Raw genomic sequence first — 26,244 nt, forward strand, 5'->3', positions numbered from 1 at the left:
CCCGGCCGCCGCGGGCCGGCCCGCCGCCACCGGCGCCCTCGGACGCCGGGCCGCCGTCGCGCCGCTGCCCCCGCTCGGGGCGTTCATTGTCGCCGCGCTCACCGCGCGGGGCCGACCGGCCGCTGTTGCCGCGGCGGTCGTCTGCGTCCCGCGCACCGCGGGACTTGGGATTCTTACGTGGTGTGTTCACCGGTGTCGTCAAAACCTTCGATGTCGTCAGGCAGGAAAGGGGCGAGGTCGGGAAGCTCGTCCAGGTCGCGCAGGCCCAGCCGCTCCAGGAAGTATCCGGTGGTGCGGTACAGGTGCGCACCCGACTCCGGGTCGTGCCCGGCTTCCTCGATCAACCCCCTCAATACGAGGGTACGCATTACACCGTCGCAGTTGACACCGCGCACGGCAGAGACCCGGCCGCGCGATACCGGTTGGCGGTAGGCCACCACGGCCATGGTCTCCAAGGCCGCCTGGGTCAGGCGGACCTCTTGGCCCTCTTTAAGGAAATGCTCGACGACCTCCGCGCATTCCGGCCGCGTGTAGAACCGCCAGCCTTCGGCGACGTGGCGCAGGTCGAAACCGCGGTCCTGGTCGGTGTACTCGCCGGCCAACTCGGCCAGCACAGCGGCGATCTCGTCGACCGAACGCTTGAAAGCGCGGGCCAGGTCGAACTCGGCCACCGGCTGGTCCACGACCATGAGCACCGCTTCCAGGCCGCGCCGCAGGTCGGCGTCGCGCTGGTGGGCCCCGCCCGGTGCCGCCGGATCCTGCGGTTTCGCGGCGGTCGCGCCGTCCTGCTGCTCTGCCGTGCTCACGCGCCCTCCTCGGTCTGCTGCTTGGCCTGGTCGAACTCGTCGGAGACGGAGATCTCACCCTCGGCGCTGCCGGTCCAGGTCACCGTCAGCTCGGCGAGCGGCTCGGGCTGGTCGAAACCGACGCTGGCGGCGCGGTAGAGCTCCAGCAGGGCCAAAAACCGCGCCACGACCTCGAAGGTACCGGTGCAGTCGGCGGTCAGCTCGGTGAAGGTGAGGGTGCCGCGCTCGCGCAGCGCCCGCACGACCACATCGGCCTGCTCGCGCACCGAGGTGCGGGTCTGGTGGATGTGGGTGACCGAAACGCTGGGGGGTTCCTTGGGCGTGAACACCCGCGCCGCCAGCGCGGCGAACTCCTGCGGGCCCAGCTTGATGAACACGTCTGGGCGCGCGTCGGCGAAGCGGTCCTCCAACGTGACCGCGCGGGCGAAGCGGCGGCCCGCCGACGCCAGATGCTCGGCCAGTACGCCGGCGACCTGCTTGTAGGCGCGGTACTGCAGCAGCCGGGCGAACAGCAGGTCGCGCGCTTCGAGCAGCGCGAGGTCGGCCTCGTCCTCGATCTCGCCCCGCGGCAGCAGCCGCGCCGCCTTCAAATCCAGCAGCGTGGCCGCCACCAGCAGGAAGTGGCTGGCCTGGTCCAGGTCCCAGGTGTCGCCGTGGGCGCGGATATAGGCCATGAACTCGTCGGTGACCTTCGACAGGGACACCTCGGTGATATCCAGCTTGTGCTTGGAGATGAGCCCCAGCAGCAGGTCGAAGGGTCCTTCGAAATTGTCCAGGTGCACCTGGAACCCGCCGTCGGCGGCTTCGTCGTCAGCGGCCATACGGCGGGGCAGGGTCGGGTCGGATCATCGTTCCAGGTTGGCACCGCCGCGGCGGTGCGCGCTTCAGTAGTTGTTGAGACGCTGGACGAGCATGCTGGACTCGCCGTTCTCCTCGAAGTCGGCGAGCAGCACCGCAACGGCCTCGCGCACGATCCGCCCGCGGTCGGCGGCCACCCCGTGGTCGCCGCGCAGGGTCAACCGGGTCTGTTCCAGGGCGAGAAGCTCGGGCGCCGAAATGTAGACGGTGATCTTCTCGTCGTGGCGCTGCCGCCCGCTGGGCTGCGGCGGGCGCGGTTCGCGTGCCCGCGGCGGGCACGCGGTCACCGCGGTGCGCGCCGCCGAGTGCTCGGCGGCCGGCGGCTGCTGCTGGGCCGCAGGCTGTTCGGCCGGCGCGGACTGGGGTGCAGGCTCGGGTTCTTCAGGGTCGCCGGAGCGGAAGAACAGCTCGTCGGCCCCTGGCAGCGTCACACGGCGTGTCCGCTGTTTGGCCACCGGGCCAGCACCTCCTTTGCCAGATCTCGGTAGGCGTTGGCGCCGGCCGACGCAGAGTCGAACCGCGTTATCGGCTCGCCCGCGACAGTGGCGTCGGGGAAGCGGATGGTGCGGTTGATGACGGTGCCGTAGACCTTGTCGCCGAAGCCGTCGATGATGGTGGACAGCACCTCGCGGGCGTGCAGGGTGCGCGGGTCGTACATGGTGCCCAGGAACCCGTCGATGACCAGGTCCTCGTTGAGGCGCTCCTGCACCTTCTGGATGGTGTCCATCAGCAGCGCCACACCGCGCAGCGCAAAGAACTCGCACTCCAGCGGGACCACGACACCGTCGGCGGCGGTGAGCGCGTTGACGGTGAGCAGCCCCAGCGAGGGCTGGCAGTCGATGAGCACGACATCGTAGTCGTCGATGACCGGGCGCAGGGCGCGCGCGAGCATCTGCTCCCGCGCCACCTCCCCCACCAGCTGCACCTCGGCCGCAGACAGGTCGATGTTGCTCGGGATCAGGTCGAGACCGTCGATGTCGGTCTTGAGTAGGACATCCTCGACGCCGACGTCGCGCTGCATGAGCAGGTTGTAGACGGTGAGTTCGAGCTCGCGCGGATCCAGCCGGCCCAGGCCCACCGACAGCGCCCCCTGCGGGTCGAAGTCGACGAGCAGCACCCGCCTGCCGAACTCGGCTATGGCCGCGCCGAGGTTGATCGTGGTGGTGGTCTTACCGACCCCGCCCTTCTGATTACACAGTGCTACAATGCGTGCCGGACCGTGGGTGTCGAGCGGTTCCGGAACCGGGTGATCCGGTTTAGGTCTGTTCGCTTGCAGTTCAGCCCCCGTGCTGCGCGTTTCCCCCCATGGGTTGCTCGCCGGGGAGTCCGGCATGTTCTCGTCGATGGAGCCTTTCGGCGCCGCATCGTCGTACTCCGACCAGCTCACAACCCTTGACCTCCCTACGGACCGGCCTCCGCCGGGCGCTTTTGCGCCTGCCGATTCACCGGCCGTCGGAAAAACTCAATATGTCGACAGCGACCAACCGTCGTGCCGCGACTCTAGAACGTCCGCGCACCATCATTCAACGCGACACTCTACGGCCTCGCACCCGGGTCTTACCGCACGTGTACCGACCGTGGCCGCACCCGCCCCCGGCGAGGGCTCACGGGGCGGCGTTGGCCCGCGGGTGGCTGGCCGCATAGACCTCGCGCAGCCGGTCGACCGTGACCATGGTGTAGACCTGCGTGGTGGTCACCGAGGCGTGGCCCAGCAGTTCCTGCACCACCCGCACGTCGGCGCCGCCGTCGAGCAGGTGGGTGGCGAACGAGTGGCGCAGGGTGTGCGGCGAAATGTCGTTGAGCCCGGCGCGTTCGGCGGCGCCGCGCAGCACGGTCCAGGCGCCCTGGCGGGTCAGCCGCCCCCCGCGGGCGTTGAGGAACAGCGCCGGCACCCCGCGGCCCGCCGCGGCCAGCACCGGCCGGGCGCGCACCAGGTAGGCCTCGACCGCGCTGCGGGCGAACCGCCCGATGGGCACCAGCCGCTCCTTGCCGCCCTTGCCGCTGAACCGCACGGCGGTGACACCCGCCGCTGCACACGGATCCGGGTTTGGAGCACTGGCAGGGGCGGCGGTGCCATCGGGGGCGGCGGGGCCGGCGGAGTTTTCCGGGGCCAGGCGGGTGATGTCGTCGACGTCCAGGCCCACCGCCTCGGAGATCCGCGCCCCGGTGCCGTAGAGCAGTTCCAGCAGCGCGCGATCGCGGACTGTGCGGGCATCGCCCTCGGCGGGCACCGCACCCAGCAGCGACTCAATGGTCTCCAGCGAGACCGCCTTGGGCAGGCGGCGCGGCGGCGCGGGCGGCCTGACCCCGCCGGCAGGGTCGGTGGGGGCCAAACCCTCGTGCAGCGCGAACCGGTGCAGTCCGCGTACCGCGACCACCGCGCGGCCCGCCGAGTTTCCGCCCAGCGGCGGATGGGTGTCGTCGCCCTCGCGGAGCCGGCGCAGGAACTCGGTGATGTCGGACTCGGCCACCGCCGCCAGGGAATCGGCCCCGCGCCCGGCCAGGAAGTCCAGGTAGCGGCGGAGGTCGCGGCGGTAGGACGACAGCGTATTGGCCGCCAAGCCGCGTTCGACCGCCAGGTGGTCCAGGTAACCGCTCAGCGCCGAACACAGTGCGGGGGCGGGCTGGGCGCCGGTGGGCTCGGGGTCTGGGGCCACCGCGGCGATCACCCGCCTTCCGCCGTGTTCGGGTTGGGCTGTTGGGGAGTCTTTTCGGCGATGATGCCACACACCGCCGACATCCTGCGGCCGACACGGCGATAGGCACCCACAAGCCGAATCGGCCCGCAGGTCAGGAGCGAACCGGAGCAACGGGGGCAAGGGGGGCGAGCGACCCCGGCGCACCGCAGTGATCATGTAGGAATGCCCGGATTTCAAAGCTGGGACCGGCATTTCCGCAGGCTCCCCACCGACCTCGCCCGGCCGGCGCCCGCCCGCCGAAACGGGCGCGCGCCGGCGCGGCGGTAGCCGGGGCCGGACTGCTCAGCCGCCGGTGCCGGCGGGCCGCAGGCCGGCGAAGGAGTCGCGGGCGGCGGTGGCCGCGGCCAGGATGCCGATGACCGCGGCGCCGTTGTGCAGCCGCTGGGCCAGGACGGCCGCCGCGGCCTCTTCCAGCGGCAGCCACCGCAGCACCATGTCGGTCTCCTCGTGGATGCGGTCGAATCCGACCTCGGCCGCCTCGAGCCGGGTCAGCCCGCGCCCGAGGAACACCTGGATGCGCTCGCTGGAGAACCCCGGCGAGGGGAAGAAGTCGGCCAGCTCGTACCAGCGCTCGGCGCGGAAACCCGCCTCCTCGCGCAGTTCGCGCTGGGCGGTCGCCAGCGGCGGTTCGCCCTCCTCGTCGCGCACGCCGGCGGGCAGCTCCCAGAGCCGGTGGCCCACCGGGTGGCGGTACTGGCTGAGCAGCAGCACCCGGTCCTGCTCGTCCAGGGCGAGCGCCACCACCGAGCCCGGATGGTCCAGGTACTCGCGCGGCACCACCTCGTCGCCGTCGGCGCCGGGCATGCGCACGTGGTCGACGCGGGTCGCGGTCTTGGCGCCGCGGTAGGCCACGGCACTGCGCTCCACCGGCCGGCTCTCCGGGGTGTCGGCGGTGTCGGCGGAATCGGTCGAGAACGGGGTGGGCCGGCCCCGCTCCTGCGCCCCGCTCATGCCTGCTCGGCGGTGCCGGGGGCGGCGGTGTCGAGGGTGTCGGCGGGCTGGGGCGCCGCGGCGGACCCGGACGGCGACTCGGCCGCGCGCACGCCTGCCGCATGGTCCAGTGCCGCCGAGACCAGCCCGCGGAACAACGGGTTGGCGCGGGTGGGCCGGGAGCGCAGCTCGGGGTGGGCCTGGGTGGCGATGAAGAACGGGTGCGCGTCGCGCGGCAGCTCCACGTACTCCACCAGCCGGCCGTCGGGCGAGAGACCCGAGAACACCATCCCGGCCTCTTCGAGCCGGCCGCGGTAGGCGTTGCTCACCTCGTAGCGGTGCCGGTGGCGCTCGGAGGCGCGCTCGCCGCCGTAGAGGCCGCGGGCGATGGAGCCCTCGGCCAGCTCGGCCGGGTACCGCCCCAGCCGCATCGTGCCGCCCATGTCGCGCTCGCCGGCGACAACGTCGGTCTGGTCGGCCATGGTGGAGATGACAGGGTGCTCGGCCTTGTCGTCGAACTCCGCGCTGTTGGCGCCCTGGAGGCCGGCGGCGTTGCGGGCGTACTCGATCACCATGCACTGCAGGCCCAGGCAGATGCCCAGCAGCGGGATCCGGTTCTCGCGCGCGTAGCGGATGGCTCCGAGCTTGCCCTCGATGCCGCGCACCCCGAACCCGCCGGGGATCAGTACACCGTCGGCGCTACCGAGCTCGCGTTCGGCGCCCTCGGGGGTGTCGCAGTCGTCGCTGGCCACCCAGCGCAGGTGCACCCGCGTGTTCTCGGCGAAACCTCCGGCGCGCAGGGCCTCGGTCACCGAAAGGTAGGCGTCGGGCAGGTCGATGTACTTGCCGACCAGCGCGATGGAGACCTCGTGGTCGGGCTGGTGCACCCGGCGCAGCAGGTTGTCCCACTCGGTCCAGTCGACGTCGCGGAAGGCCAGGCCCAGGCGGCGCACCACAAAGGCGTCCAGCCCTTCGCGGTGCAGCACCTTGGGGATGTCGTAGATCGAGGGGGCGTCGGGGGTGGAGACCACGCCGCCCTCGTCGACGTCGCACATCAGGCTGATCTTGCTCTTCAGGCTCTGCGGGATGGGCCGGTCCGAGCGGCACACGATCGCGTCGGCCTGGACGCCGATGTTGCGCAGCGCGGCAACCGAGTGCTGAGTCGGCTTGGTTTTCAGCTCGCCCGAGGGGCCCAGGAACGGCAGCAGCGAAACGTGCAGGAAGAAGCAGTTGTCGCGGCCGATCTCGTGGCGGATCTGGCGCACGGCCTCAAGGAACGGCTGGGACTCGATGTCGCCGACCGTCCCGCCGATCTCGGTGATGACCACGTCGACGTCGACGGCGTCCATCGCGTAGATGCGCGCCTTGATCTCGTTGGTGATGTGCGGAATGACCTGCACGGTGTCGCCGAGGTAGGCGCCTTGGCGCTCCTTGGCGATGACGCTGGAGTACACCTGGCCGGTGGTGACGTTGGCCGAGGCCGACAGCTCGGTGTCGAGGAAGCGCTCGTAGTGGCCGATGTCGAGGTCGGTTTCGGCCCCGTCCTCGGTCACGAACACCTCGCCGTGCTGGAACGGGTTCATCGTGCCGGGATCGACGTTGAGATAGGGGTCGAGCTTCTGCATGGTGACGCGCAGTCCGCGCGATTTCAGCAGCCTGCCGAGACTGGACGCGGTAAGGCCCTTCCCAAGGCTGGAGGCGACCCCGCCAGTTACGAAAAGGTGTTTGGTGCTAGCGGCGGTTGCCAAAAGTTGCTCCCGTGGTCGTACGGCGACGGGCCGCCCGGTTCGGCTCGAAGGGCCCGTGCGGTGTCCGGCGCCGGAGGGGTCATGCCCCATCCGCGACCTCGGACGCCACGGGCCACCAGAATAACAGCGCCGGGCACCCGCCCCGGTACGCCCGCGCCCCGAACGGGCCGGGCGGGCCCGGCACTGACCGGCCCCGACCTGCTCGCGGCCGACCGCGCCGGCGCCGGGAACCCCGCCGTATACGGATCATCCGGGCCCTGGGCCGGGGTCGCCGGCTGTGCCCGCGGGCACTGCGGATACCGCCGAAACCGGCCGGAACCGCCGCCCGGTCCCCGCCGGGCGAACGCGGCGCCGAAGCGGGCCGGCGCTGGGCCGCTACCCGCGGCGGACGGTTCCAACTGCCGGCGGTGCCGGCCATCGGTGGTTGCGGTTGATTCGGTTGATTCGGTTGCTTGCGGCGGCGGTGCCGGCGGTTCCGGCGGGTAATTCCGGCCCACAGGCGGTTCCGGTGCCCGGTCAGCCGTCGCCGCCGGCCGGAAACCCGCCCGCGCGGCCCAGCAGGGCCGTTGGCGGAGTGCCCAGCACCCCGCCCAGCCACATGCCCGTGCGGGCGGTCTCGGTGGTGTCGATACCGGTCGCCACACCGCTGCGGCCGAGCTGGAAGACCAGGTCCTCGGTGGCGATGTTGCCTGTCGCACCGGGGGCGAAAGGGCAGCCGCCGAACCCGCCGACACTGGCGTCGAGAACGGTGACACCGTGCTCGACGGCGGTGTGGGCGTTGGCGTAGCCGGAGTTGCGGGTGTTGTGGAAGTGGCAGCGCAGCCTGGCGCCGCCGACGACCCCGCGGACCCGCTCGACCAGGTCGGCCACCTGGTGGGGCACGCCCACGCCGATGGTGTCGGCCAGCGCGATCTCGCCGGCGCCCGCGGCGGCTGCGCGCCGGGCCACGTCGACCACCCGGTCGGGGTCGGTCTCACCGTCGAAGGGGCAGCCGAAGGCGGTCGAGACGGTGGCGCTGATGGGCACCCCGGCGCCGGCCGCAGCCGCGGCGATACCGGCGAACACGTCGTTCATCTCGGCGACCGAACAGCCCTGGTTGCGCTCGCAGAACCCGTCGGTGGCGGGAATGGCGACATTGACCTCGTCGACCCCCGCCGCCAGGGCGCGGTCCAGGCCGCGGCGGTTGAGCACCAGGCCGATGTAGACCACGCCGTCCCGGCGCGGCACCCGGGCCATGACCTCCTCGGCGCCGGCCATCTGCGGCACCCGCCGCGGGTTGACGAAGCTGACGGCCTCGATCCTGCGGGCACCGGCGCCCACAAGCCGTTCGACCAGTTCCACCTTCTGGGCCACCGACAGCGGCGTCTGCTCGTTCTGCAGCCCGTCGCGCGGTCCGACCTCGACGATCTCCACCTGCTGCGGGGCCATTGCACATCTTCCCGTCTGTACCGACTGCCGACCGGCGGCTGCTCCGCCGGTGCCGCGGCTTGCGAACCGGGCAAGCCGTTGGCCTTGCGTTCCCACGAGGCGGGCCGACGCTACTCCGCCCGCTCCTTGTCCACTATCCCCAGCGGTGCCGCTACGCGCCCCGGAGCGGCCCCAAGCGGCCGGCGGGCCGGTGCGGCGGCGGGAAGGGGATCATCCCACCCCCGCCGCCGCACCGGTCCGGTCCCATACCGGAGACCTTGCCCCGCTGCGGCCGCCCCGGCCCGATGGTCCGGGCGGGCCCGGCTCAGCGCAGGGCCAGCGAAGGCCGTACCTCCCAGGTCGTCCAGACCGGCCGGTAGCCCATGCGGCTCCAGAACGGCCCGGAGAGCGGGTTCATCATGGCGTAGTTGAGCAGGGTCACCTGCACGTTGTACGCGTCGAGGGCCTGGTGGGCCTCGCCGACCAGGGCCGTGCCGATTCCGCGCCCGCGCTCTTCCTCGGCGACCACGCCGTAGCCGATGTGGGCGGCGGGTGCCGACCGCACCAGCGGGGCGGCCCAGCGGGCGCGGTCGGGCGGTGAGACCCACACCAGACCGACCGGGCGGCCGCGCCGCTCGGCGAGCCACACCCACGACGGCCACCGGCTCAGAGCGCGCGCGGCAACGCGGCGGGTCTGCTCGGCGGTCTCGGGCTGGATGAACACGCCGCCGAAGAACTCCTCGTAGCGGTGCTCCTCCATCAGCAACCCGACGATCTGGGTGAGGTCCTGGGAGTCGGCCAGCCGGATGGCCACGTCGCGCGGCGGCAGAGAGGGGGGCACCCCCCTGCGCCGCTCACGCGCGGCCAGCACGCTGTAGGGCTGCAGGCCGTGCGCCTGCAGCGCGGGCACGCCCGCGACATCGCGGGCGGGCCAGGTCAACTGGGCGGCCGACTCCGAGCCGGTGCCCGTGGGCAGCTGCTGCAGCTGTTCGCGCCAACTCGACAGCAGCGAGTCCAGCGCGCGGCCGGGGTCGGGCCCGCCCACAACGGGTGTGAGCCAGTGCTGATCGGGAACGCCCCAGGTGCGGCCGATCTCGCCGGGCTGCTGCCAGGAGTACCGCATGGTGCCCGCGGCAACGGGACGGTCGGCCTCGTCGGTGACCGTCAGCAGCGGATAGGCGCCCTTGCGCGGGCGCGTTGGCGCCGGCAGCAGATGGTCGACTTCTCGCCAGCGCGTGGCCACCGAGTCAACGAGCAGGTCGAACTCGGCACTACTTCCGGGCAGCTCATCGTTGCGCACCCGGGCGACATAACCGCCCATCCCACCTCCCTGGCCGCGCGCTACCGCTCACCCGCCCTCGGCTCGCCGGCGCGGCTTAGTCTGGAGCCGATCCATGGTCACGTAACGTCGCAACACGGACACAAAGACCGTAGCGCTTCGGAGATCGCTTCGCCTGCGATTGCGGCGAGATTTCCAGGATCGTTTTAAAATTGTCGCTATGCAATTTCACGGCAGCAAAGTCCGGTACGTCCAACCGTAGCCGATTCGCCCGCTGTGACGGCGTATGGGCTCGGCGGGGACCGGCCACGGCGCTGACATGTGGCGATACACCGGTCGCGGTCCGGAACCACCGGCGTGCAACCACCGTCCGCACATGCAGGCGGCACATGCAGCCGTCAGCGGGCCGACACTCGCAAGGCGGAGCGCTCCCGGGTATCCGGCCCCCGGAGCGCCGCACAGGGCGCGTGCAGGCACACGTGCGCCCTGCGGGCGGCGGCGGGGGTCCCCACCGGAACGGGGCTCAGCTCACCCCGGCGGCGTCCATGCCGCGCAGCTCGCGCTTGAGGTCCTTGATCTCGTCGCGCAGCCGCGCGGCAAGCTCGAACTGCAGGTCGGTGGCAGCCTGGTGCATCTGCTCGTTGAGCTGGTCGATGAGCTGGGCCAGGTCGGTGCGCGGCATGGTCGAGATGTCCTTGGAGCGCTCGGGCCCGGCGTTGGAGAGGTTGGGCACCGGCGCCTTGGTCTGGGCGCCCTGCCGGTAACCCGAGCCGATCAGCTCCTCGGTGTCGACGTCCTCGCGCGCCAGCGAGTCGAGGATGTCGGCGATCTTCTTCCGCAGCGGCTGCGGGTCGATGCCGTGCTCCTTGTTGTAGGCGAGCTGCTTTGCGCGGCGCCGGTCGGTCTCGTCCAAGGCGTTGCGCATGGAGTCGGTGACGTTGTCGGCGTACATGTGCACCTGGCCGGCCACGTTGCGCGCCGCGCGCCCGATGGTCTGGATCAGCGCGCTGGAGGAGCGCAGGAACCCCTCCTTGTCGGCGTCGAGGATGGCCACCAGCGAGACCTCGGGCAGGTCGAGCCCCTCGCGCAGCAGGTTGATGCCCACCAGCACGTCGAACTCGCCCACCCGCAGCTCGCGCAGCAGCTCCACCCGGCGCAGCGTGTCGACCTCGCTGTGCAGGTAGCGGACGCGGATGTCGAGTTCGGCGAAGTAGTCGGTGAGATCCTCGGCCATCTTCTTGGTCAGCGTGGTGACCAGCACCCGCTCCTGGCGCGCGGCGCGCTCGCGGATCTCGTGCACGAGGTCGTCGATCTGGCCGTCGGTGGGCTTGACCACCACCTCGGGGTCGACCAGGCCGGTGGGGCGGATGACCTGCTCGACGACGTCGCCGCCGCTCTGCCGCAGTTCGTAGGGGCCGGGCGTGGCCGACAGGTAGACCGACTGGCCGATCCGCTCGGTGAACTCCTCCCACTTCAGCGGGCGGTTGTCGAGCGCCGAAGGCAGCCGGAAACCGTGGTCGACCAGGGTGCGCTTGCGGGAGGCGTCGCCCTCGAACATGCCGCCGACCTGCGGCACGGTGACGTGGGATTCGTCGACCACCAGCAGGAAGTCCTCGGGGAAGTAGTCGAGCAGCGTGTTGGGGGCGCTGCCGGGCTCGCGTCCGTCGAAGTGGCGCGAGTAGTTCTCAATGCCCGAGCAGCTGCCCACCTGGCGCAGCATCTCCAGGTCGTAGGTGGTGCGCATGCGCAACCGCTGGGCCTCCAGCAGCTTGCCCTGGTCCTCCATCTCGGTGAGCCGCTCGGCCAGCTCGGCCTCGATGGCCCCGATGGCGCGCTCCATGCGCTCGGGCCCGGCAACGTAATGCGAGGCGGGGAAGAGGTACATGCGCTCGTCCTCGCCCAGGACCTCGCCGGTGAGGGGGTGCAGGGTCAGCAGCCGCTCGATCTCATCGCCGAACATCTCGATGCGGATGGCCAGCTCTTCGTAGACCGGGATGATCTCGATGGTGTCGCCGCGCACGCGGAAGGTGCCGCGGGTGAAGGCCATGTCGTTGCGGGTGTACTGCATGCCGACCAGCTTGCGCAGCAGGTCGTCGCGGTCGACCTCCATGCCGACCGCAAGCTCGGCCATGCGGTCGACGTACTCCTGGGGGGTGCCCAGGCCGTAGATGCAGGAGACCGAGGACACCACGATGGTGTCGCGCCGGGTGAGCAGCGAGTTGGTGGCCGAGTGCCGCAGCCGCTCGACCTCGTCGTTGATCGAGGAGTCCTTCTCGATATAGGTATCGGTCTGCGGGACGTAGGCCTCGGGCTGGTAGTAGTCGTAGTAGGAGACGAAGTACTCGACCGCGTTGTTGGGCAGCATCTCGCGCAGCTCGTTGGCGAACTGCGCGGCAAGGGTCTTGTTGGGCTGCATCACCAGAGTGGGCCGCTGCAGCTGCTCGACCATCCAGGCCACGGTGGCGGTCTTACCGGTACCGGTGGCACCCAGCAGCACGGTATCGCGGTTCCCGGCGTTCACCCGCCGCCCGAGCTCGGCGATCGCCGAAGGCTGGTCGCCCGCAGGGGTCATGTCCGAGACCACCTCGAACGGCACCTTCTTACGCTGAATATCGGTTACCGGCCGCACGTAGCCCAACTCCCCTCGGTTCCCACTTTGCCTCCACGCTATAACCCGCCGGTGACAACGCATCCTGGCGGCAGCAGATTCCGAGGTCAACGGGCCGGGGGCGCCCGCAGCCAACGGTGGCGCAAGGCGTCCGGTCCGCTGCCCCCGCACAGGCGCCGCGGCAAAGTTCAGCGGCTTACCGGCAGATCAGTTATCCGCAGCCCGGATTCCGGGAAGGTCCGCAAACCGCGCCTTGGCGTCGCGGCTGATGACCGTCCGCCCGGTTTCGACGGCATGTGCCCCGATGATCAGGTCGTGCGCTCCGCGCGGAGTGCCGTTACGACGGATGTGCGCAAGCAACGCTGCGTGGTGTGCTGCTGTCGCATCCGTGTAGTCGAGCACCTCAACGACCGAGGTGATCGCAGCGAGAGCCCGGGCGCGTTCGGCGGCGCGTGCCGCCGTGTCCGCGCACTCAATGCCCACCCGGTACTCGGCGACGGTGACCGCCGCGATGGCAAGTTCGTCGCGGTCCAGCGACGACCTGTCCATTGTGCCCCGCTCGTAGGCGATGAGGACATTGGTATCCAGGATCAATCGTCGGCCCATGGGTCGCTCCCCTCATCCGTAACCAAGGAAAGCGCGCCGGCAACATCTTCGACGAAGCGGGCATCCGGCGGTGGGATATCGGCTAGTGCCTCACGTAGGTCGGCTCCCGTCCTGCGGGACGCAGGTCTGATCTCTGCTACGGGGTGGCGCCCGCGGGTGATGGTCACGGTCTCGCCGTGCTCTATGGCGTCAAGCAAATCGGAGAAGTTCCGAGAAGCCTCCGTCGCCGTCATAGTTCGCATGCCCACACGGTATCTGATAATCAGACCCCTGACACGGAGTGATCCCGGCGATCATGCGGTTATGCCGGGATCCGGCGCCGGATCCCGGCATAACCGCATGATCGCTGCCGCTCACGGCCCCGGAACCCGGAAATCAGGGCCCACCACCGACCTCGCACCACACGCTTCTTCAACGGGGCCGCACGCTGGATAATTGGGCTTCGGGTTTTTCTGCTCTATAGTACGGGCATGGCCAGTGATCAACTTTCCGAAGTGTTCGACCTTGTTGAAGTGCACGGGATGATCACGGGGGCGTTCGCGCTGTCGGGGCGGTGGGTTACGCGCGGGCAGATGGATACTCCGATGAAGTTGCTGGCGGTGGTGCGCGGGCGGGTGCGGTTGGATACTGATGGGATCGACCGGCCGATCGGGCTTGCGGCGGGTGATGTGGCCATCTTGAACCGCCGGTCATGGCTGGAGCTTGAGGGCGGCGAAGGCGATGGGCCGCGCCGCGAGATCCTGCCTGAGGATGAGCCCGCCGCCGCCGACCGCATCCATACCGGCAACAGCACCGACGACGTCGTCATCGGCGGGCGGGTCGACCTCAATCCCGCCGGACGGGCGCTGCTGCTGAAGGCGCTGCCGCCGGTGGGGCACGTCCGGGCGTCGGCCGGTACGCCGAACAACCTGGGCGCCAGTCTCGACCTCCTGTTCAACGAGGTCGTCGGCGACCGGATGGGGTCCGCGTTCGCGATCCGGCAGTACGGCCAGCTCCTGCTGCTGGAGGTGCTGCGCGCCTACGTCGACCAGGCCGAACTGCCCCCGGGGTGGCTGCGGGTGCTGACCGACGAACGGTTCCGGCCGGCGCTGCGTCTCATGCACGCCGAACCCGGCAAAACCTGGGGCCTGGCGGAACTGGCGCGCGCCTCGTCGATGTCGCGGACGTCCTTTGCCGAGGGCTTTCGCGACACCGCGGGCGTACCGCCGCTGACCTATCTGAACCACTGGCGGATGATGCTGGCCCAGAAGGCGCTGCGCGACGGCAACGTCCGCATCGGGGCGCTGGCGGCCGAACTCGGCTACGGGTCGGAGAGCGCGTTCAGCACCGCGTTCAAACGGCAGGTGGGCGAATCCCCGCTGCGCTACCGGCACCGGATCCGCGAGGAACCGCAGGTCCGCGCCGCCGACGAGCCGGTGGCCGATCCGGTGCAGGTCTGACTCCGGGCACTCGGCGGGCGGGCACCGCCCTCAGGCGCGTTCGCGCAGTTGCTCCCACAGCTCGGCGGCCTTGCGGTCCAGGTCCGCCGGTGTGCCGGAGTTGTCGATGACGATGTCGGCGGCGGTGCGGCGCTGTTCGCGGGTGGCCTGGGCGTTGATCCGGGCGCGGATCTGGTCCTCGTCCATGCCGCGGTTGCTCGCCACGCGGGCCACCTGCTCCTCCACCGGCACGTCGACCACCACGACCAGGTCGTAGAGGCTCCCGAGGTCGTTCTCGACCAGCAGCGGGACGTCGTAGACCACCACCGCGTCGGCGGATGCCTGAGCCATCAGCTCCTCGGTGCGCGCGCCTACCCGCGGGTGCACGATCGCGTTGAGCTTGGCCAGGCGGGCGGAATCGGAGAACACGATCTGGCCCAACCGCGGGCGGTTCAGCCGCCCGTCGCCGGTCAGTATCTCCGGGCCGAACTCCGCGACGATCTCCGCCAACCCGGACGTTCCCGGCTCGACGACCTCGCGGGCGATCTGGTCGGCGTCGACGACCAGCGCGCCGTGGGCCGCCAGCCGCTCGGCCACCGCGCTCTTGCCGGATCCGATCCCTCCGGTGAGTCCCACTCGCAGCATGTCGGCGACTCTAGACCGCCGCGGGCCCGGGCGTGCGGCCGGGGACCGTTTTGCGCAGGTGGACCAGCGCCAGGTGGTCGTCCATGCGTTCGCGGTGGGTTTCGGCGTAGCCCAGCCGGCGGCACAGCCGCAGGCCGGCTTCGTTCTGCTGCCCGGCGGAGACGGTGAACGCGGTGACGTCCGGGTGGGCGGCGGCCAGTTGCTCCTCCAGCGCACTCAGCAGCGACCGGCCGACTCCCCGGCGGCGCTGGTCGGGTGCCACGCACAGCCGGTTGACCAGTGCTGCGCCGCCTTCAGCGCGGCCGCGTACGGCGCCGACGATGCGCGTGCCCTGCACGGCCTTGAGCGCGTGGCCGCCGGCGGCGATGCCGCGGCGGACGTTGTCCAGGGTTTCGGCCAGCGGCAGGATGAACGGGTCGCCGTAGAGCTGTGCTTCGTCGACGAACGCGGCCCGCTGGAGAGTCCAGATCTCGCCGGCGTCCTCGGGCGCTGCGGTGCCGATGATCGGGTCGGGCGGCGTGGGCATCGCTGCTCCCGTCAGTGGTTCGCCAATCGAAGCCACCGGGATCATAGCGAAGGGCCGCCCCCGGTTGCGGGAGCGGCCCTTGGCGATTCGCGTGCCGATGGTGCGGCGGGCTGGACTAGCCCTCGGAGCCTCCGGCGAGCTTCTCGCGCAGCGCAGCCAGTGCCTCGTCGGAGGCCAGAGCGCCACCGGTGTCGGCGGGCTCGCCGCCGCCACTGGGTGCGGCCTGAGCCGGAGCCGCCGGTGCGGCGGGCTCGCCCTCGGGCTGCTGCGGCTCGGCCTCGGCCTGAGCCTCAGCGGCCTGGGCCTCTTCGACCTGCTTGCGGTGCGCCTCGAAGCGGGACTGGGCCAGCGCGTACTGGCGCTCCCACTCGTCGCGCTGGGCCTCGTACCCGTCGAGCCATTCGCCGCTTTCGGGGTCGAAGCCCTCGGGGTACTTGTAGTTGCCCTGCTCGTCGTAGTCGGCCGCCATGCCGTAGAGCGTGGGGTCGAAGTCGACCTGGTCCGGCGACACGCTCTCGTTGGCCTGCTTCAGCGAGAGGCTGATGCGGCGGCGGTCGAGATCGATGTCGATGATCTTGACGAAGATCTCGGTGCCGACCTGGACGACCTGCTCGGGGATCTCCACGTGGCGCTCGGCCAGCTCGGAGATGTGCACCAGACCCTCGATGCCCTCTTCGACCCGGACGAACGCACCGAACGGAACCAGCTTCGTGACCTTGCCGGGAACGACCTGGCCGATCTGGTGCGTGCGGGCGAACTGCTGCCAGGGGTCTTCCTGGGTGGCCTTGAGGGAGAGCGAGACGCGCTCGCGCTCCATGTCGACGTCGAGAACCTCGACGGTGACCTCTTGACCGACCTCGACGACCTCGCTGGGGTGGTCGATGTGCTTCCAGGACAGTTCCGAAACGTGCACCAGGCCGTCGACGCCGCCAAGGTCGACGAACGCGCCGAAGTTGACGATGGAGGACACGACGCCCTTGCGGATCTGGCCCTTCTGCAGGGTGTTGAGGAACGTTTGGCGGACCTCGGACTGGGTCTGCTCCAGCCAGGCGCGCCGCGAGAGCACGACGTTGTTGCGGTTCTTGTCGAGCTCGATGATCTTGGCCTCGAGCTCGCGGCCCACGTAGGGCTGCAGATCGCGCACTCGGCGCATCTCAACGAGCGAGGCCGGCAGGAAGCCGCGGAGTCCGATGTCGAGGATCAGACCGCCCTTGACGACCTCGATCACCGTGCCGGTGACGACGCCGTCCTCTTCCTTGATCTTCTCGATCGTGCCCCAGGCGCGCTCGTACTGCGCGCGCTTCTTGGACAGGATGAGGCGGCCTTCCTTGTCCTCCTTCTGGAGGACGAGGGCCTCGACGTGGTCGCCGACGGTCACGACCTCGCCTGGGTCGACGTCGTGCTTGATCGACAGTTCCCGGGACGGGATAACACCCTCGGTTTTGTAACCGATGTCGAGCAAGACCTCGTCTCGATCGACCTTCACGATGGTGCCTTCGACAATGTCACCGTCGTTGAAGTACTTGATGGTCTCGTCGATCGCCGCGAGGAAGGCTTCCTCGGACCCGATGTCATTGACCGCTACCTGGGGTGTCGAGGTTACCTCGGTGCTGCTCGTCATGTGTGGGTGGACTCCGGATACGGACATTGGCAGAATAGGTGCGCCGCGGATTCACGCGGCATCCGCCACCGTCGAGACGACTTCCGTACCCGAGCCATGGCCCGGATCGCTCCGCGAATCCCAGGGTGCCGACCGCCGCTGCGCCCCCGATATCCCCAGGGGTCGAGTCGAGTATGCGATCTGGCAGTCACACCGGCACGATCTGGGAGAGTCGAGTTGCGCACGCAAGTCCACAACGCTCTCGCCACAATATGAGACGCGGGGCGCCAGGTCAATCGCAAGCGCCGCGGCACGCCGGTCGTGTGCGGGTTGTGGACACAACCGCGGGAGGGCTCCGGGCTGGTCAGTCCGGCCGGCGGGCAGTGGCCGAATCCGGCCGCACCGCCGCTTTGTCCGATGGCGGAAAGGCGCGGCGGCGCATGCTCATCCGGTTGTCAGTCTTCGCCGCCGCGGCCGCGCATCCGTTTGACCTGCGATCGGCGTTTCTTCGCGGCGATCCTGCGCTCGGTGGAGCCGCGGGTGGGCCGGGTGGCCCGCCGCGACCGGGGCCCCGGGGCGATGGCCGCTGACAGCAGCGCGGCGAGCCGTTCGCGGGCGAGTTCGCGGTTGCGCAGCTGGGACCGGTGGTCCTCGACCGTGATGGTCAGCACGGTTCCGGCCAGCCGCCCGGCGAGCCGGCGCAGCGCGCGTTCGCGCTGCTCGCCGGTGAGCGACTCGGTGGCGGCCACATCCAGCGACAGCGATACCCGGGTGTCGGCGGTGTTGGCGTGCTGCCCGCCGGGCCCGCCCGACCGCGAGAACCGCCACTGGAGCTCGTTGTCGCGCAGCTCGACCCGCGGTTCCTCGCGCCGCGGGCCGCCGGGGCCGCGCGCGGGTGCCGGCATGGTGGTCGCCTCCTCGTCAAGCGATGTTTTCGGCCCGCGGTTCGGCCAGGCCGGCGATGGCCATGCGGAATACCCGTCTCGGCTTCCACATTCGGGCGTTCCTGCATGATCACTGCGGTGCGCCGGCAGGACCCTAGTGCGCGGCCTCGTGCCAAGTGCGGCCCACACCCACCGATACGGCGAGCGGCACCTGCAGATCATAGGCGCCGGCCATTTTTTCCGACACCAGTTTCCGCACACTGTCGAGTTCGCCGTCGGCGACCTCCAGCACGAGTTCGTCGTGGACCTGCAGCAGCATCCGCGACCGGTATCCGCCCTCGCGCAGCCCGGATTCGACGTCGAGCATGGCAACCTTGATGATGTCGGCCGCCGAACCCTGGATCGGCGCGTTCAGCGCCATGCGCTCGGCCATGTCGCGGCGCTGGCGGTTGTCGCTGGTGAGGTCGGGCAGGTAGCGGCGCCGGCCCAGCATGGTCTCGGTGTAGCCCTCGCGGCGCGCGCGGTCGACGACGGCGTGCAGGTAGTCGCGGACGCCGCCGAACTGGACGAAGTAGTCGTCCATCAGGGCCTTGGCCTCCTTGGGCGCGATGCCCAGCTGCTGGGAGAGACCGAACTCGCTGAGCCCGTAGGCCAGGCCGTAGTTCATCGCCTTGATGCGGGCGCGGATCTCGCTGTCGACCTGGTCGATCGGGATACCGAAGACCCGGGCGGCGATCTCGTTGTGGAAATCGCGGCCGGTCTGGAACGCCTCGATGAGCGCCGTGTCCTCGGAGAGGTGGGCCATGATGCGCAGCTCGATCTGGCTGTAGTCGGCGGTGAGCAGGTCGGCGTAGTCGTCGCCGACCATGAAGGCGCGCCGGATGCGCCGGCCGGCCTCGGTGCGCACCGGGATGTTCTGCAGGTTGGGTTCGATCGAGCTGAGCCGGCCGGTGGCGGCCACGGTCTGGTTGTAGGTGGTGTGGATGCGGCCGTCGTCGGAGATGGTCTTGATCAGGCCCTCGACCGTGGTGCGCAGCCGCGTCTGGTCGCGGTGGCGCAGCAGGATGACCGGCAGTTCGTTGTCGGTGCGCTCGGCCAGCCACGCCAGCGCGTCGGCGTCGGTGGTGTAGCCGGTCTTGATCTTCTTGGTCTTGGGCAGGTCGAGTTCGTCGAAGAGGATCTGCTGGAGCTGCTTGGGCGAGCCGAGGTTGAATTCGCGGCCCACGACCCGGTGGGCTTCGTCGACGGCCTGGCGCACGGCCGCGGCGAACTCCTGGTCGAGGGAGTCGAGGTAGGCGCGGTCGGCGGCGATGCCGGTGCGTTCCATGCGGGCCAGGACGCCCAGGAGCGGGAGTTCGAGGTTGCTGAGCAGGTCGGCACCGCCGCGCTTGCCGAGATCGAGGTCGAGCCCTGCGGCGAGGTCGAGGGTGGCGCGGGCGTGGGTGGCCAGTTCCAGGCGCTCGGCGGCGCGGGGGTCGGGGTCGCCGGTGCCGTCGCCGCCGATGTCGAGCGCGAGCTGGCCGGAGTCGGGCTGGGATTCGCCGAGCTCGCGGTTGAGGAACCGGCGGCACAGGTCGGCGAGCTCGAACTTGCGGCCGCCGGGCTGCACGATGTAGGCGGCCAGCGCGGTGTCGCTGGTGAGCCCGCGGAGCTCGAAGCCGTGCGCCCACAGCGCCAGCAGCGGCCCCTTGGCGTCGTGCAGCGCCTTGGGGTACTGGGGATCGGCCAGCCAGGAGGCGAGGGCGGATTCGTCGCCGGCCCCGAGTTGGGCCGGATCGGCGAAGAGCGCGGCGCCGGTGTCGGCGGCGATGGCCAGCCCGGTGATCCGGCCGGTGCCGGCGCCCCAAGTGCCCGACAGCGCCAGCCCGCAGCGGGAGGCGTCGCGGGCGTGGGCCTGCAGCCATTCGCCCAGTTGGCCGGGCGCGGGCGTGGTGAGGTCGACGGTGAAGGTTTCGGCAGGGGTCTCGGGCGCGGTGCCGCCGGTTTCGCCGAGCACGGCGAAGAGGCGGTCGCGCAGGGAGGAGGCGAACTCCAGGTTGTCGAACAGCGAGTGCACCGCGGAGTGGTCGGCCTGGCCGCGGGTGAGTTCGCCGACGGCGGCCTCGAGTTCGATGTCGGGGTCGAGGCGGTTGAGCTGTTGGTTGCGCAGGACCTGGTCGAGGTGGTCGCGGAAGCTTTGCCCTGCCTTGCCGGTGACCTCGTCGGCGTGGGCGACCAGGTCGTCGAGGGATCCGTACTTGTTGATCCACTTGGCGGCGGTCTTGGGCCCGACGCCGGGAACACCGGGCAGGTTGTCGGCTTTCTCACCGACGAGGGCCGCGAGGTCGCGGTAGCGCTCGGGCGGAACGCCGTACTTCGTTTCGACGGCCTCGGGGGTCATGCGCGTGAGCTCGGAGATGCTCTTGCCCGGGTAGAGCACCGTGCAGGCGGCGTCGACCAGTTGGAAGGCATCGCGGTCGCCCGATGCGATGAGGATCTCCATGCCCTCCTCGCGCCCCCGGGCGGTGAGGGTGGCGATGACGTCGTCGGCCTCGAAGCCGGGGGCGGAGACGCTGGTGATGCCCACCATTTTGAGTAGTTCCTGGACGAACTCCACCTGCGAGGGGAACTCGGGCGGGGTCTCCATGCGGCCGGCCTTGTAATCGGTGTAGGCCTCGTGCCGGAACGTGGGGCCGGAGAGGTCCCAGGTGACCGCGATGTGGGTGGGTTGTTCGTCGCGCAGCAGCTTGATCAGCATCGACGCAAAGCCGTAGATGGCGTTGGTCGACTGGCCCGTGCTGGTGGTGAACTTGTCGGCCGGCAGCGCGTAGAACGCGCGGAAGGCCATGGAGTGGCCGTCGAGCAGCAGCAGCCGCCCGCACTCGGGCGGGCGCTCCTGCGCCGTGGACGTGCCGTTCTGTCCGGGGGTCTGCTGTGTCGTCGCCACAGGCAAATCCTAGGATGCCGTGCGGACATTTGCGCGTTGCGCCATTCAGACGGACCTGCGGGCCGGCGCTGTTCGGCGCTGTTCAGGGCCGTTCGGGACCGGGCGGCGGTCCGCGGCCGGCGGAATACGGCGCCGGCGGGCAACCAGCATGCAGCAAGTACGGCAGGGGTGCGGGAGCGCCCGGCGCCTCCTGCGGGGCGGCCGGCGGGCCGTTCCCTGCTCCACATGGGAGGCGGAACAGAGCATGTCGATCGACGCGGACCGGCTCGCCGAGATCATGGGCGGGCGCAACATGGGCGGGAACCTCGGTGAACGCCTCGGCCTGGAGGTGCTGGAGGCATCGGCCGAGCGTGTGGTCGGGCGGATGCCGGTCGAGGGCAACACCCAGCCCTACGGTCTGCTGCACGGCGGTGCGTCGTGCGTGCTGGCCGAGACCCTGGGCTCGGTCGGCTCCATGATCCACGCGGGCGAGGGCCGGATCGCGATGGGCATCGAGATCAACGCGACCCACCACCGCAGCGCGACCGCGGGCGGCATCACCGGCGTAGCGACCCCGGTTCACCTCGGGCGCACGCTGGCCACCTGGGACATCGTCATCTCCGACGACCAGGGGCGCCGGGTGTGCACCTCGCGGCTGACCTGCATCGTGCGCGACGCCTGAGCGGCGGGTGCGGCGGCCGGGCCACCCCCGGGCCGCCGCACCCCGCCGCACCCCGCTGCGCCACCGCGGATGCGCCGTGCGGTTCGCCGGCCGGCACGGTGCGCTCCGACCGCCGGGCCTGCCCGCAACCGCGCGGTGGCCCATGGCCGCGTACCCGCCGCGCCCTGCCCGACCCCGCGCACCGGCACACCCGGCTCGATCACAGTACGTGATCATTGCACCGCAAGACGTGGCAAAACATGGAATTTTGCCCTGAACAGCCCATTTCTCCTCAAGAAACGACTACAGCGAGATAACGGCATGAATCAACTCAGCACCGACATGAGATCCCATCTACCGGAAGGTGAACAGTTGGGATTAAGCTCCGCTAACGCCCATGGTTAAGTGCGATCACCCTCGCCGCGGCCAGGGGCGCCAGTCCCCCTAGCGCTACCCAGCCGGTTGAACGGAGAGACCTCGATGCCAAGCAAGAAGGCCCTCAGCCTCACCGCGGCGGCCGCGGCCCTCACCCTTGGGCTGACCGCCTGCGGCGGCGGAGGCGGAGCCGAGGGCGGCGGAGGCGGTGAACCGCTCCAGTACGGATACGTCTTCCCCGAGACGGGCGACCTCTCCCACCTCGGTCCCCCGCAGATCAGCGCGGCCAAGTACGCGCTGTCGGAGATCAACGACGCGGGCGGTGTCATGGGCACCGAAGTGCCCGACATCCTGAGCGGCGACGAGGCCAACGACGCGGCCCAGGCCAACGACGCCGCCAAGCGCCTGGTCGACCAGGACGCCGACATCGTCCTGGGCGCGGCCGCCTCGGGCATGACACAGGCGATCATGGACACCGTGACCGGCGCCGAGGTCGTGCAGTGCTCGGGCTCCAACACGGCGCCCGGCCTGGCCGCCGAGGACGAGACCGGTTACTACTGGCGTACCGCGCCCAGCGACCTGATGCAGGGCCCGGTCCTCGCGCAGAAGATCGCCTCCGACGGCCACCAGAGCGTCGCGATCACCTACCGCGCCGACGACTACGGCGAGGGCCTGGCCAACGCGACGGCCGACGCGCTCCAGCAGAACGGCATCGAGGTCGCCTACAACGAGGGCTACGACCCCAACACCGCCAACTTCGACTCGGTCGTCAGCGACGTCGCCGACGCCGACGCCGACGCGGTGGTGATGGTCGCCTTCGAGGAGGGCGTGCAGATCATCACCGGGCTGATCGAGTCGGGCGTCGGCGCCGACCAGATGTACGGCACCGACGGTCTGAACGACGAGACCCTGGCCGAGAAGGTCGACGCCGAGGACCCCAGCACCGTCTCCGGGTTCCAGGGCACCGCGCCCGACAACGGCCAGCAGGAGTTCATCGACGGGCTGACGTCCTTCGACAAGGAACTGGAGGTGCTCCAGTTCTCCGGCCAGGTCTACGACTGCGCCATCACCACCGCGCTGGCCGCCGAGCAGGCCGAGAGCACCGACCCCACGGTCTTCGTCGAGGAGATGGGCGCGGTCTCCAAGGGCGGCACCGAGTGCTCCACGTTCGAGGAGTGCCGCGACCTGATCGGTGAGGGCGAGGACATCGACTACCAGGGTGTCAGCGGCCCCATCAACTTCGACGAGGACGGCAACGTCACCTCGGCCACCTTCCAGATCTACGGCTTCGACGATGAGGGTGCGCACAGCAAGCAGGACGAGATCACCGTCGACTCCGAGGAGTAGGCGGTAGACGCAGCAGGGGGGCGGTGCCGCCGGGCACCGCCCCCCTTTTTGTTGCCGGTCGGCCCCGGACCGGCCGATCCGGGGCCGCCGCGGCTACCCCGCCTTTGCCAAGGTGCCCAGGTACAGCTCGATGACGTTGGGGTCGTCCAGCAGCTCCTGCCCGGTGCCGGTGTAGGCGTTGCGCCCCTGGTCGAGCACGTAGCCGCGGTCGCAGACCTGCAGGCAGCGGCGCGCGTTCTGCTCGACCATGATCACCGAGACGCCGGTGGCGTTGATCTCGCGGACGCGGTGGAAGACATCGTCCTGGAACATCGGCGACAGGCCGGCCGTGGGCTCGTCCAGCAGCAGGACCGAGGGTTCCATCATCAGCGCGCGCCCCATGGCCACCATCTGGCGTTCACCGCCCGACAGCGCGCCCGCCTTCTGCCGGCGGCGCTGCCCCAGCAGCGGGAAGAGCTCGGCCACGGTGGCGAGGCGCCGTTGGAAGGTCTTCGGGCGCAGGAACACGCCCATCTCCAGGTTCTCCTCGACCGTCAGGCTGGGGAAGACGTTCTGGGTCTGGGGCACGTAGCCCACACCGCTGGAGACGAGCTGGTGGGCGCTGCGGCCGACGATGGTCTCACCGCGCAGGGTGATCGTGCCCCCGCGCACCGGAAGCAGCCCGAAGACCGTCTTGATCAGGGTGGACTTGCCGGCGCCGTTGGGGCCGATGATGCCCACGACCTCGCCCTCGCGCAGGGTCAGCGTGCAGCCGTCGAGGACGTTGACGCCGGGCACGTAGCCGGCCTGGACATCGTCGGCGACCAGCAGGTAGGCGGAGTGGTCCCCCACGCCCTGCGCCGGGCCGGCGTGTTCGAGCACCTCCTCGCGGTGCTCTTGGAGCAGGCTCGCGTCCTGCCGGGTCTCGGGCGGGTGGTCGAGCTGCTCAGCGGGCCCGCCCGGCTTCTCCTGCCCGCTCTGCTCGGCGTGGGCGCCCTGCTCCACCCGCTCGGCCTGCCCGCTCTGCTCGGCCTGCCCCGGCCGGCCGCCGGGGTCGTTGGGGGCGCCGGCCGCCTCGGATCCGCTCACGTCTGCTCCTCCTTCGCCTGCGCACCGCCGCCGGGTTCGTCGTCGTGGCGGGCGCCCAGGTACGCGTCGATGACCTGCTGGTTGGAGCGGATGTCGGCGGGGCGCCCTTCGGCGATCACCTGCCCCTGCGCCAGGACCACGATCCAGTCGCTGATGCCCATGATCACGTCCATGTCGTGCTCGACGAACAGGACCGTGGTCCCTTCGTCGCGCAATGCGGTGATGTGCCCCAGCAGCGACTGCACCAGCGCGGGGTTCACGCCGGCCATCGGCTCGTCGAGCATCACCATGGACGGGTCGACCATGAGCGCGCGGGCCATCTCCAGCAGCTTGCGCTGGCCGCCGGAGAGGCTGCCGGCGATGTCGTCCTTCTTGGCGTCGAGCTTGAACCGCGCCAGCAGCTCCATGGCCCGTTCGCGGTTGGCGGCCTCCTGGTCGGCCCACATCCAGCGGGCGAAGGCGCCGGCGAAGCGCTCGCCGAGCTGGCCGGGCGCGGCCAGCAGCATGTTCTCCATCACCGTCAGGCGGGTCAGCGCCTTGGTGAGCTGGAAGGTGCGGACCATGCCGCGCCGGGCGACCTTGTGCCCGGCAATGCCGTCGAGCCTGCGGCCCTGGAACGACCAGGTGCCCGCGTCGGCACGGTCGAACCCGGTGAGCAGGTTGAACAGCGTGGACTTGCCGGCCCCGTTGGGGCCGATGAGCGCGGTGATGGTGCCGCGCTGGATCTCCAGGTGCTTGACGTCGACCGCGGTCAGGCCGCCGAAGGAGCGGCGGATCCCCTCGGCTTGCAGGATCGCATCGGCCTTGGCCCCGCCGACCGCCGGTTCGGCGCCGGCCATCCGGTCGCCGTCCGCCCCCGGGGCGCCGCTCGTCGCCTCACTTGACATTGACCAGCATCTCCTTGCGGTTGCCGACGAGTCCCTGCGGCCGGTAGATGATCAGCAGCATCAGCCCCAGCCCGACGAGGGCGTGGCGCAGCGGCCCCGAGTCGGAGGTCGCCAGGAACGGCAGGACTCCCGTTGAGGCCAGGCCGCGCAGTGTCTCGTCGAAGAGCGTGAGCATGAACCACATGATGACCGGGCCGATGACCGGGCCCCAGATCGTACCGACCCCGCCCAGCAGCAGCATCGCCCACAGGTAGAAGGTGACCTGCGGCATGAACTGGTCGGGGGTGATGTTCTGCTGGTTCAGCGCGATCATGACGCCGGCCAGGCCGCCGAAGACACCACCGAAGACCAGGCTCTGCAGCTTGTAGTTGAAGGCGTCCTTGCCCAGGCTGCGTACGGCGTCCTCGTCTTCCCGGATGCCCTTGATGACACGGCCCCAGGGGCTGCGCATGAGCATCGCCGTCATCACCAGTCCGAGTGCGGCCAGCGCCCAGGTGCACAGCATCAGCCACAGCTCGTCGGCGGAGAAGTCGACGTCGCCCAGGCCGTAGGAGCCCGCCGGAACGGGGTTGGCGGCGTAGAACGCGTCGGCGAAGCTCTGCCTGCCGTAGACACCGCCGGTGACGGGGCGGGCGAAGTCCGCGCGGTAGACCAGCCGCAGTACCTCCGCCACCGCGATCGTGGAGATCGCCAGGTAGTCGGCGCGCAGCCGCAGTGTGGGGATGCCCAGTACGAGCGCCAGCACCACCGAGCAGGCCAGGCTGACCAAGAAGCCGCCCCACAGCGGCAGCCCGAAGGTCGCCACGCTGACGGCCACCCCGTAGGCGCCCACCAGCATGAACCCGACCTGGCCGAAGTTGAGCAGCCCGGTGTAGCCGAAGTGCATGTTCAGCCCGATGGCCGCGAGCACGTAGATGGCCGCGACGGGCCCGATCGCCGTCTCCAGGGAGAGGGCGAGGATCGTCATTATGTCCATCGTCCGTCTCC

At 70.4% G+C, this 26,244-nt stretch carries 23 protein-coding genes and 1 pseudogene; 3 read left to right on the forward strand and 21 right to left on the reverse strand.

Going from position 1 to position 26,244, the window contains the following annotated elements; genetic code table 11:
• From ACYVD5_RS23200 to ACYVD5_RS23260, 13 genes and pseudogenes are all read right to left on the reverse strand, one after another.
• Positions 1-190 (reverse strand): annotated as a pseudogene (locus ACYVD5_RS23200) (pseudouridine synthase); the annotation flags it as partial.
• Positions 174-716, reverse strand: coding sequence for an SMC-Scp complex subunit ScpB (gene scpB, locus ACYVD5_RS23205; RefSeq protein WP_461003294.1), 543 nt, complete (start codon positions 714-716; stop codon positions 174-176). The gene scpB and the pseudogene ACYVD5_RS23200, both read right to left, overlap by 17 nt.
• A gap of 86 nt (positions 717-802) precedes the next feature.
• Positions 803-1,627, reverse strand: a complete 825-nt coding sequence (locus ACYVD5_RS23210; protein WP_461003245.1) for a segregation and condensation protein A — start codon at positions 1,625-1,627, stop codon at positions 803-805.
• Between the two features lie 63 nt (positions 1,628-1,690).
• On the reverse strand, positions 1,691-2,119 hold the full coding sequence (locus ACYVD5_RS23215) for a hypothetical protein (protein ID WP_461003246.1): 429 nt from the start codon (positions 2,117-2,119) through the stop codon (positions 1,691-1,693).
• Positions 2,092-3,051 carry a ParA family protein gene (locus ACYVD5_RS23220; protein ID WP_461003247.1) on the reverse strand — a complete coding sequence of 320 codons (960 nt, stop codon included), beginning with the start codon at positions 3,049-3,051 and terminating at the stop codon, positions 2,092-2,094. The genes ACYVD5_RS23215 and ACYVD5_RS23220 overlap by 28 nt, the downstream gene beginning before the upstream one ends.
• Before the next feature lie 217 nt (positions 3,052-3,268).
• A complete protein-coding gene (locus ACYVD5_RS23225; RefSeq protein ID WP_461003295.1) occupies positions 3,269-4,330 on the reverse strand; it encodes a site-specific tyrosine recombinase XerD in 1,062 nt (353 codons plus the stop codon).
• Between the two features lie 315 nt (positions 4,331-4,645).
• Positions 4,646-5,314 (reverse strand): NUDIX domain-containing protein, encoded by a 669-nt coding sequence (locus tag ACYVD5_RS23230; protein ID WP_461003248.1) that lies wholly within the window; start codon positions 5,312-5,314, stop codon positions 4,646-4,648.
• Positions 5,311-7,041: a CTP synthase gene (locus ACYVD5_RS23235; protein WP_461003249.1), complete on the reverse strand. Its 1,731-nt coding sequence runs from the start codon at positions 7,039-7,041 to the stop codon at positions 5,311-5,313. Before ACYVD5_RS23235 ends, ACYVD5_RS23230 begins: the two co-directional genes overlap by 4 nt.
• Before the next feature lie 516 nt (positions 7,042-7,557).
• Positions 7,558-8,469 carry a hydroxymethylglutaryl-CoA lyase gene (locus ACYVD5_RS23240; RefSeq protein WP_461003250.1) on the reverse strand — a complete coding sequence of 304 codons (912 nt, stop codon included), beginning with the start codon at positions 8,467-8,469 and terminating at the stop codon, positions 7,558-7,560.
• Between the two features lie 304 nt (positions 8,470-8,773).
• A complete protein-coding gene (locus tag ACYVD5_RS23245) occupies positions 8,774-9,769 on the reverse strand; it encodes a GNAT family N-acetyltransferase (protein ID WP_461003251.1) in 996 nt (331 codons plus the stop codon).
• Positions 9,770-10,250: 481 nt separating this feature from the next.
• Positions 10,251-12,356, reverse strand: coding sequence for an excinuclease ABC subunit UvrB (gene uvrB, locus ACYVD5_RS23250; RefSeq protein ID WP_461003252.1), 2,106 nt, complete (start codon positions 12,354-12,356; stop codon positions 10,251-10,253).
• 186 nt (positions 12,357-12,542) lie between these two features.
• Positions 12,543-12,941 (reverse strand): type II toxin-antitoxin system VapC family toxin, encoded by a 399-nt coding sequence (locus ACYVD5_RS23255; RefSeq protein WP_461003253.1) that lies wholly within the window; start codon positions 12,939-12,941, stop codon positions 12,543-12,545.
• Positions 12,926-13,183, reverse strand: coding sequence for a type II toxin-antitoxin system Phd/YefM family antitoxin (locus ACYVD5_RS23260; RefSeq protein WP_461003254.1), 258 nt, complete (start codon positions 13,181-13,183; stop codon positions 12,926-12,928). The genes ACYVD5_RS23255 and ACYVD5_RS23260 overlap by 16 nt, the downstream gene beginning before the upstream one ends.
• A 228-nt stretch (positions 13,184-13,411) precedes the next feature.
• On the opposite strand from ACYVD5_RS23260, the gene ACYVD5_RS23265 reads away from it, so the two are divergent.
• Positions 13,412-14,380, forward strand: a complete 969-nt coding sequence (locus tag ACYVD5_RS23265; protein WP_461003255.1) for an AraC family transcriptional regulator — start codon at positions 13,412-13,414, stop codon at positions 14,378-14,380.
• Between the two features lie 30 nt (positions 14,381-14,410).
• Here ACYVD5_RS23265 and coaE read toward each other — a convergent pair whose 3' ends face one another.
• The 5 genes from coaE to polA all read right to left on the reverse strand — a co-directional run bounded on the left by coaE (position 14,411) and on the right by polA (position 20,940).
• Positions 14,411-15,004, reverse strand: coding sequence for a dephospho-CoA kinase (gene coaE / locus ACYVD5_RS23270; protein ID WP_461003256.1), 594 nt, complete (start codon positions 15,002-15,004; stop codon positions 14,411-14,413).
• A 10-nt stretch (positions 15,005-15,014) separates the two neighbouring features.
• Positions 15,015-15,530, reverse strand: coding sequence for a GNAT family N-acetyltransferase (locus tag ACYVD5_RS23275; RefSeq protein WP_461003257.1), 516 nt, complete (start codon positions 15,528-15,530; stop codon positions 15,015-15,017).
• Between the two features lie 115 nt (positions 15,531-15,645).
• Positions 15,646-17,151 carry a 30S ribosomal protein S1 gene (rpsA, locus tag ACYVD5_RS23280; RefSeq protein WP_461003258.1) on the reverse strand — a complete coding sequence of 502 codons (1,506 nt, stop codon included), beginning with the start codon at positions 17,149-17,151 and terminating at the stop codon, positions 15,646-15,648.
• A 434-nt stretch (positions 17,152-17,585) separates the two neighbouring features.
• Positions 17,586-18,035, reverse strand: a complete 450-nt coding sequence (arfB, locus tag ACYVD5_RS23285; RefSeq protein WP_461003259.1) for an alternative ribosome rescue aminoacyl-tRNA hydrolase ArfB — start codon at positions 18,033-18,035, stop codon at positions 17,586-17,588.
• A gap of 133 nt (positions 18,036-18,168) precedes the next feature.
• Positions 18,169-20,940 (reverse strand): DNA polymerase I, encoded by a 2,772-nt coding sequence (polA, locus tag ACYVD5_RS23290; protein ID WP_461003260.1) that lies wholly within the window; start codon positions 20,938-20,940, stop codon positions 18,169-18,171.
• 244 nt (positions 20,941-21,184) lie between these two features.
• On the opposite strand from polA, the gene ACYVD5_RS23295 reads away from it, so the two are divergent.
• Together ACYVD5_RS23295 and ACYVD5_RS23300 are read left to right on the forward strand one after the other, a co-directional pair.
• Positions 21,185-21,601: a hotdog fold thioesterase gene (locus ACYVD5_RS23295; protein ID WP_461003261.1), complete on the forward strand. Its 417-nt coding sequence runs from the start codon at positions 21,185-21,187 to the stop codon at positions 21,599-21,601.
• 459 nt (positions 21,602-22,060) lie between these two features.
• Positions 22,061-23,302, forward strand: coding sequence for an ABC transporter substrate-binding protein (locus ACYVD5_RS23300; RefSeq protein ID WP_461003262.1), 1,242 nt, complete (start codon positions 22,061-22,063; stop codon positions 23,300-23,302).
• A 93-nt stretch (positions 23,303-23,395) separates the two neighbouring features.
• On the opposite strand, the gene ACYVD5_RS23305 is transcribed toward ACYVD5_RS23300, so the two are convergent.
• The 3 genes from ACYVD5_RS23305 to ACYVD5_RS23315 form a co-directional block, all read right to left on the reverse strand.
• Positions 23,396-24,187, reverse strand: coding sequence for an ABC transporter ATP-binding protein (locus ACYVD5_RS23305; RefSeq protein ID WP_461003296.1), 792 nt, complete (start codon positions 24,185-24,187; stop codon positions 23,396-23,398).
• 179 nt (positions 24,188-24,366) lie between these two features.
• On the reverse strand, positions 24,367-25,257 hold the full coding sequence (locus ACYVD5_RS23310; RefSeq protein ID WP_461003263.1) for an ABC transporter ATP-binding protein: 891 nt from the start codon (positions 25,255-25,257) through the stop codon (positions 24,367-24,369).
• Positions 25,247-26,233 (reverse strand): branched-chain amino acid ABC transporter permease, encoded by a 987-nt coding sequence (locus ACYVD5_RS23315; RefSeq protein WP_461003264.1) that lies wholly within the window; start codon positions 26,231-26,233, stop codon positions 25,247-25,249. The genes ACYVD5_RS23310 and ACYVD5_RS23315 overlap by 11 nt, the downstream gene beginning before the upstream one ends.
• Positions 26,234-26,244 lie beyond the last annotated feature (11 nt).

The sequence above is a fragment of the Streptomonospora sediminis genome (genome assembly GCF_054778995.1).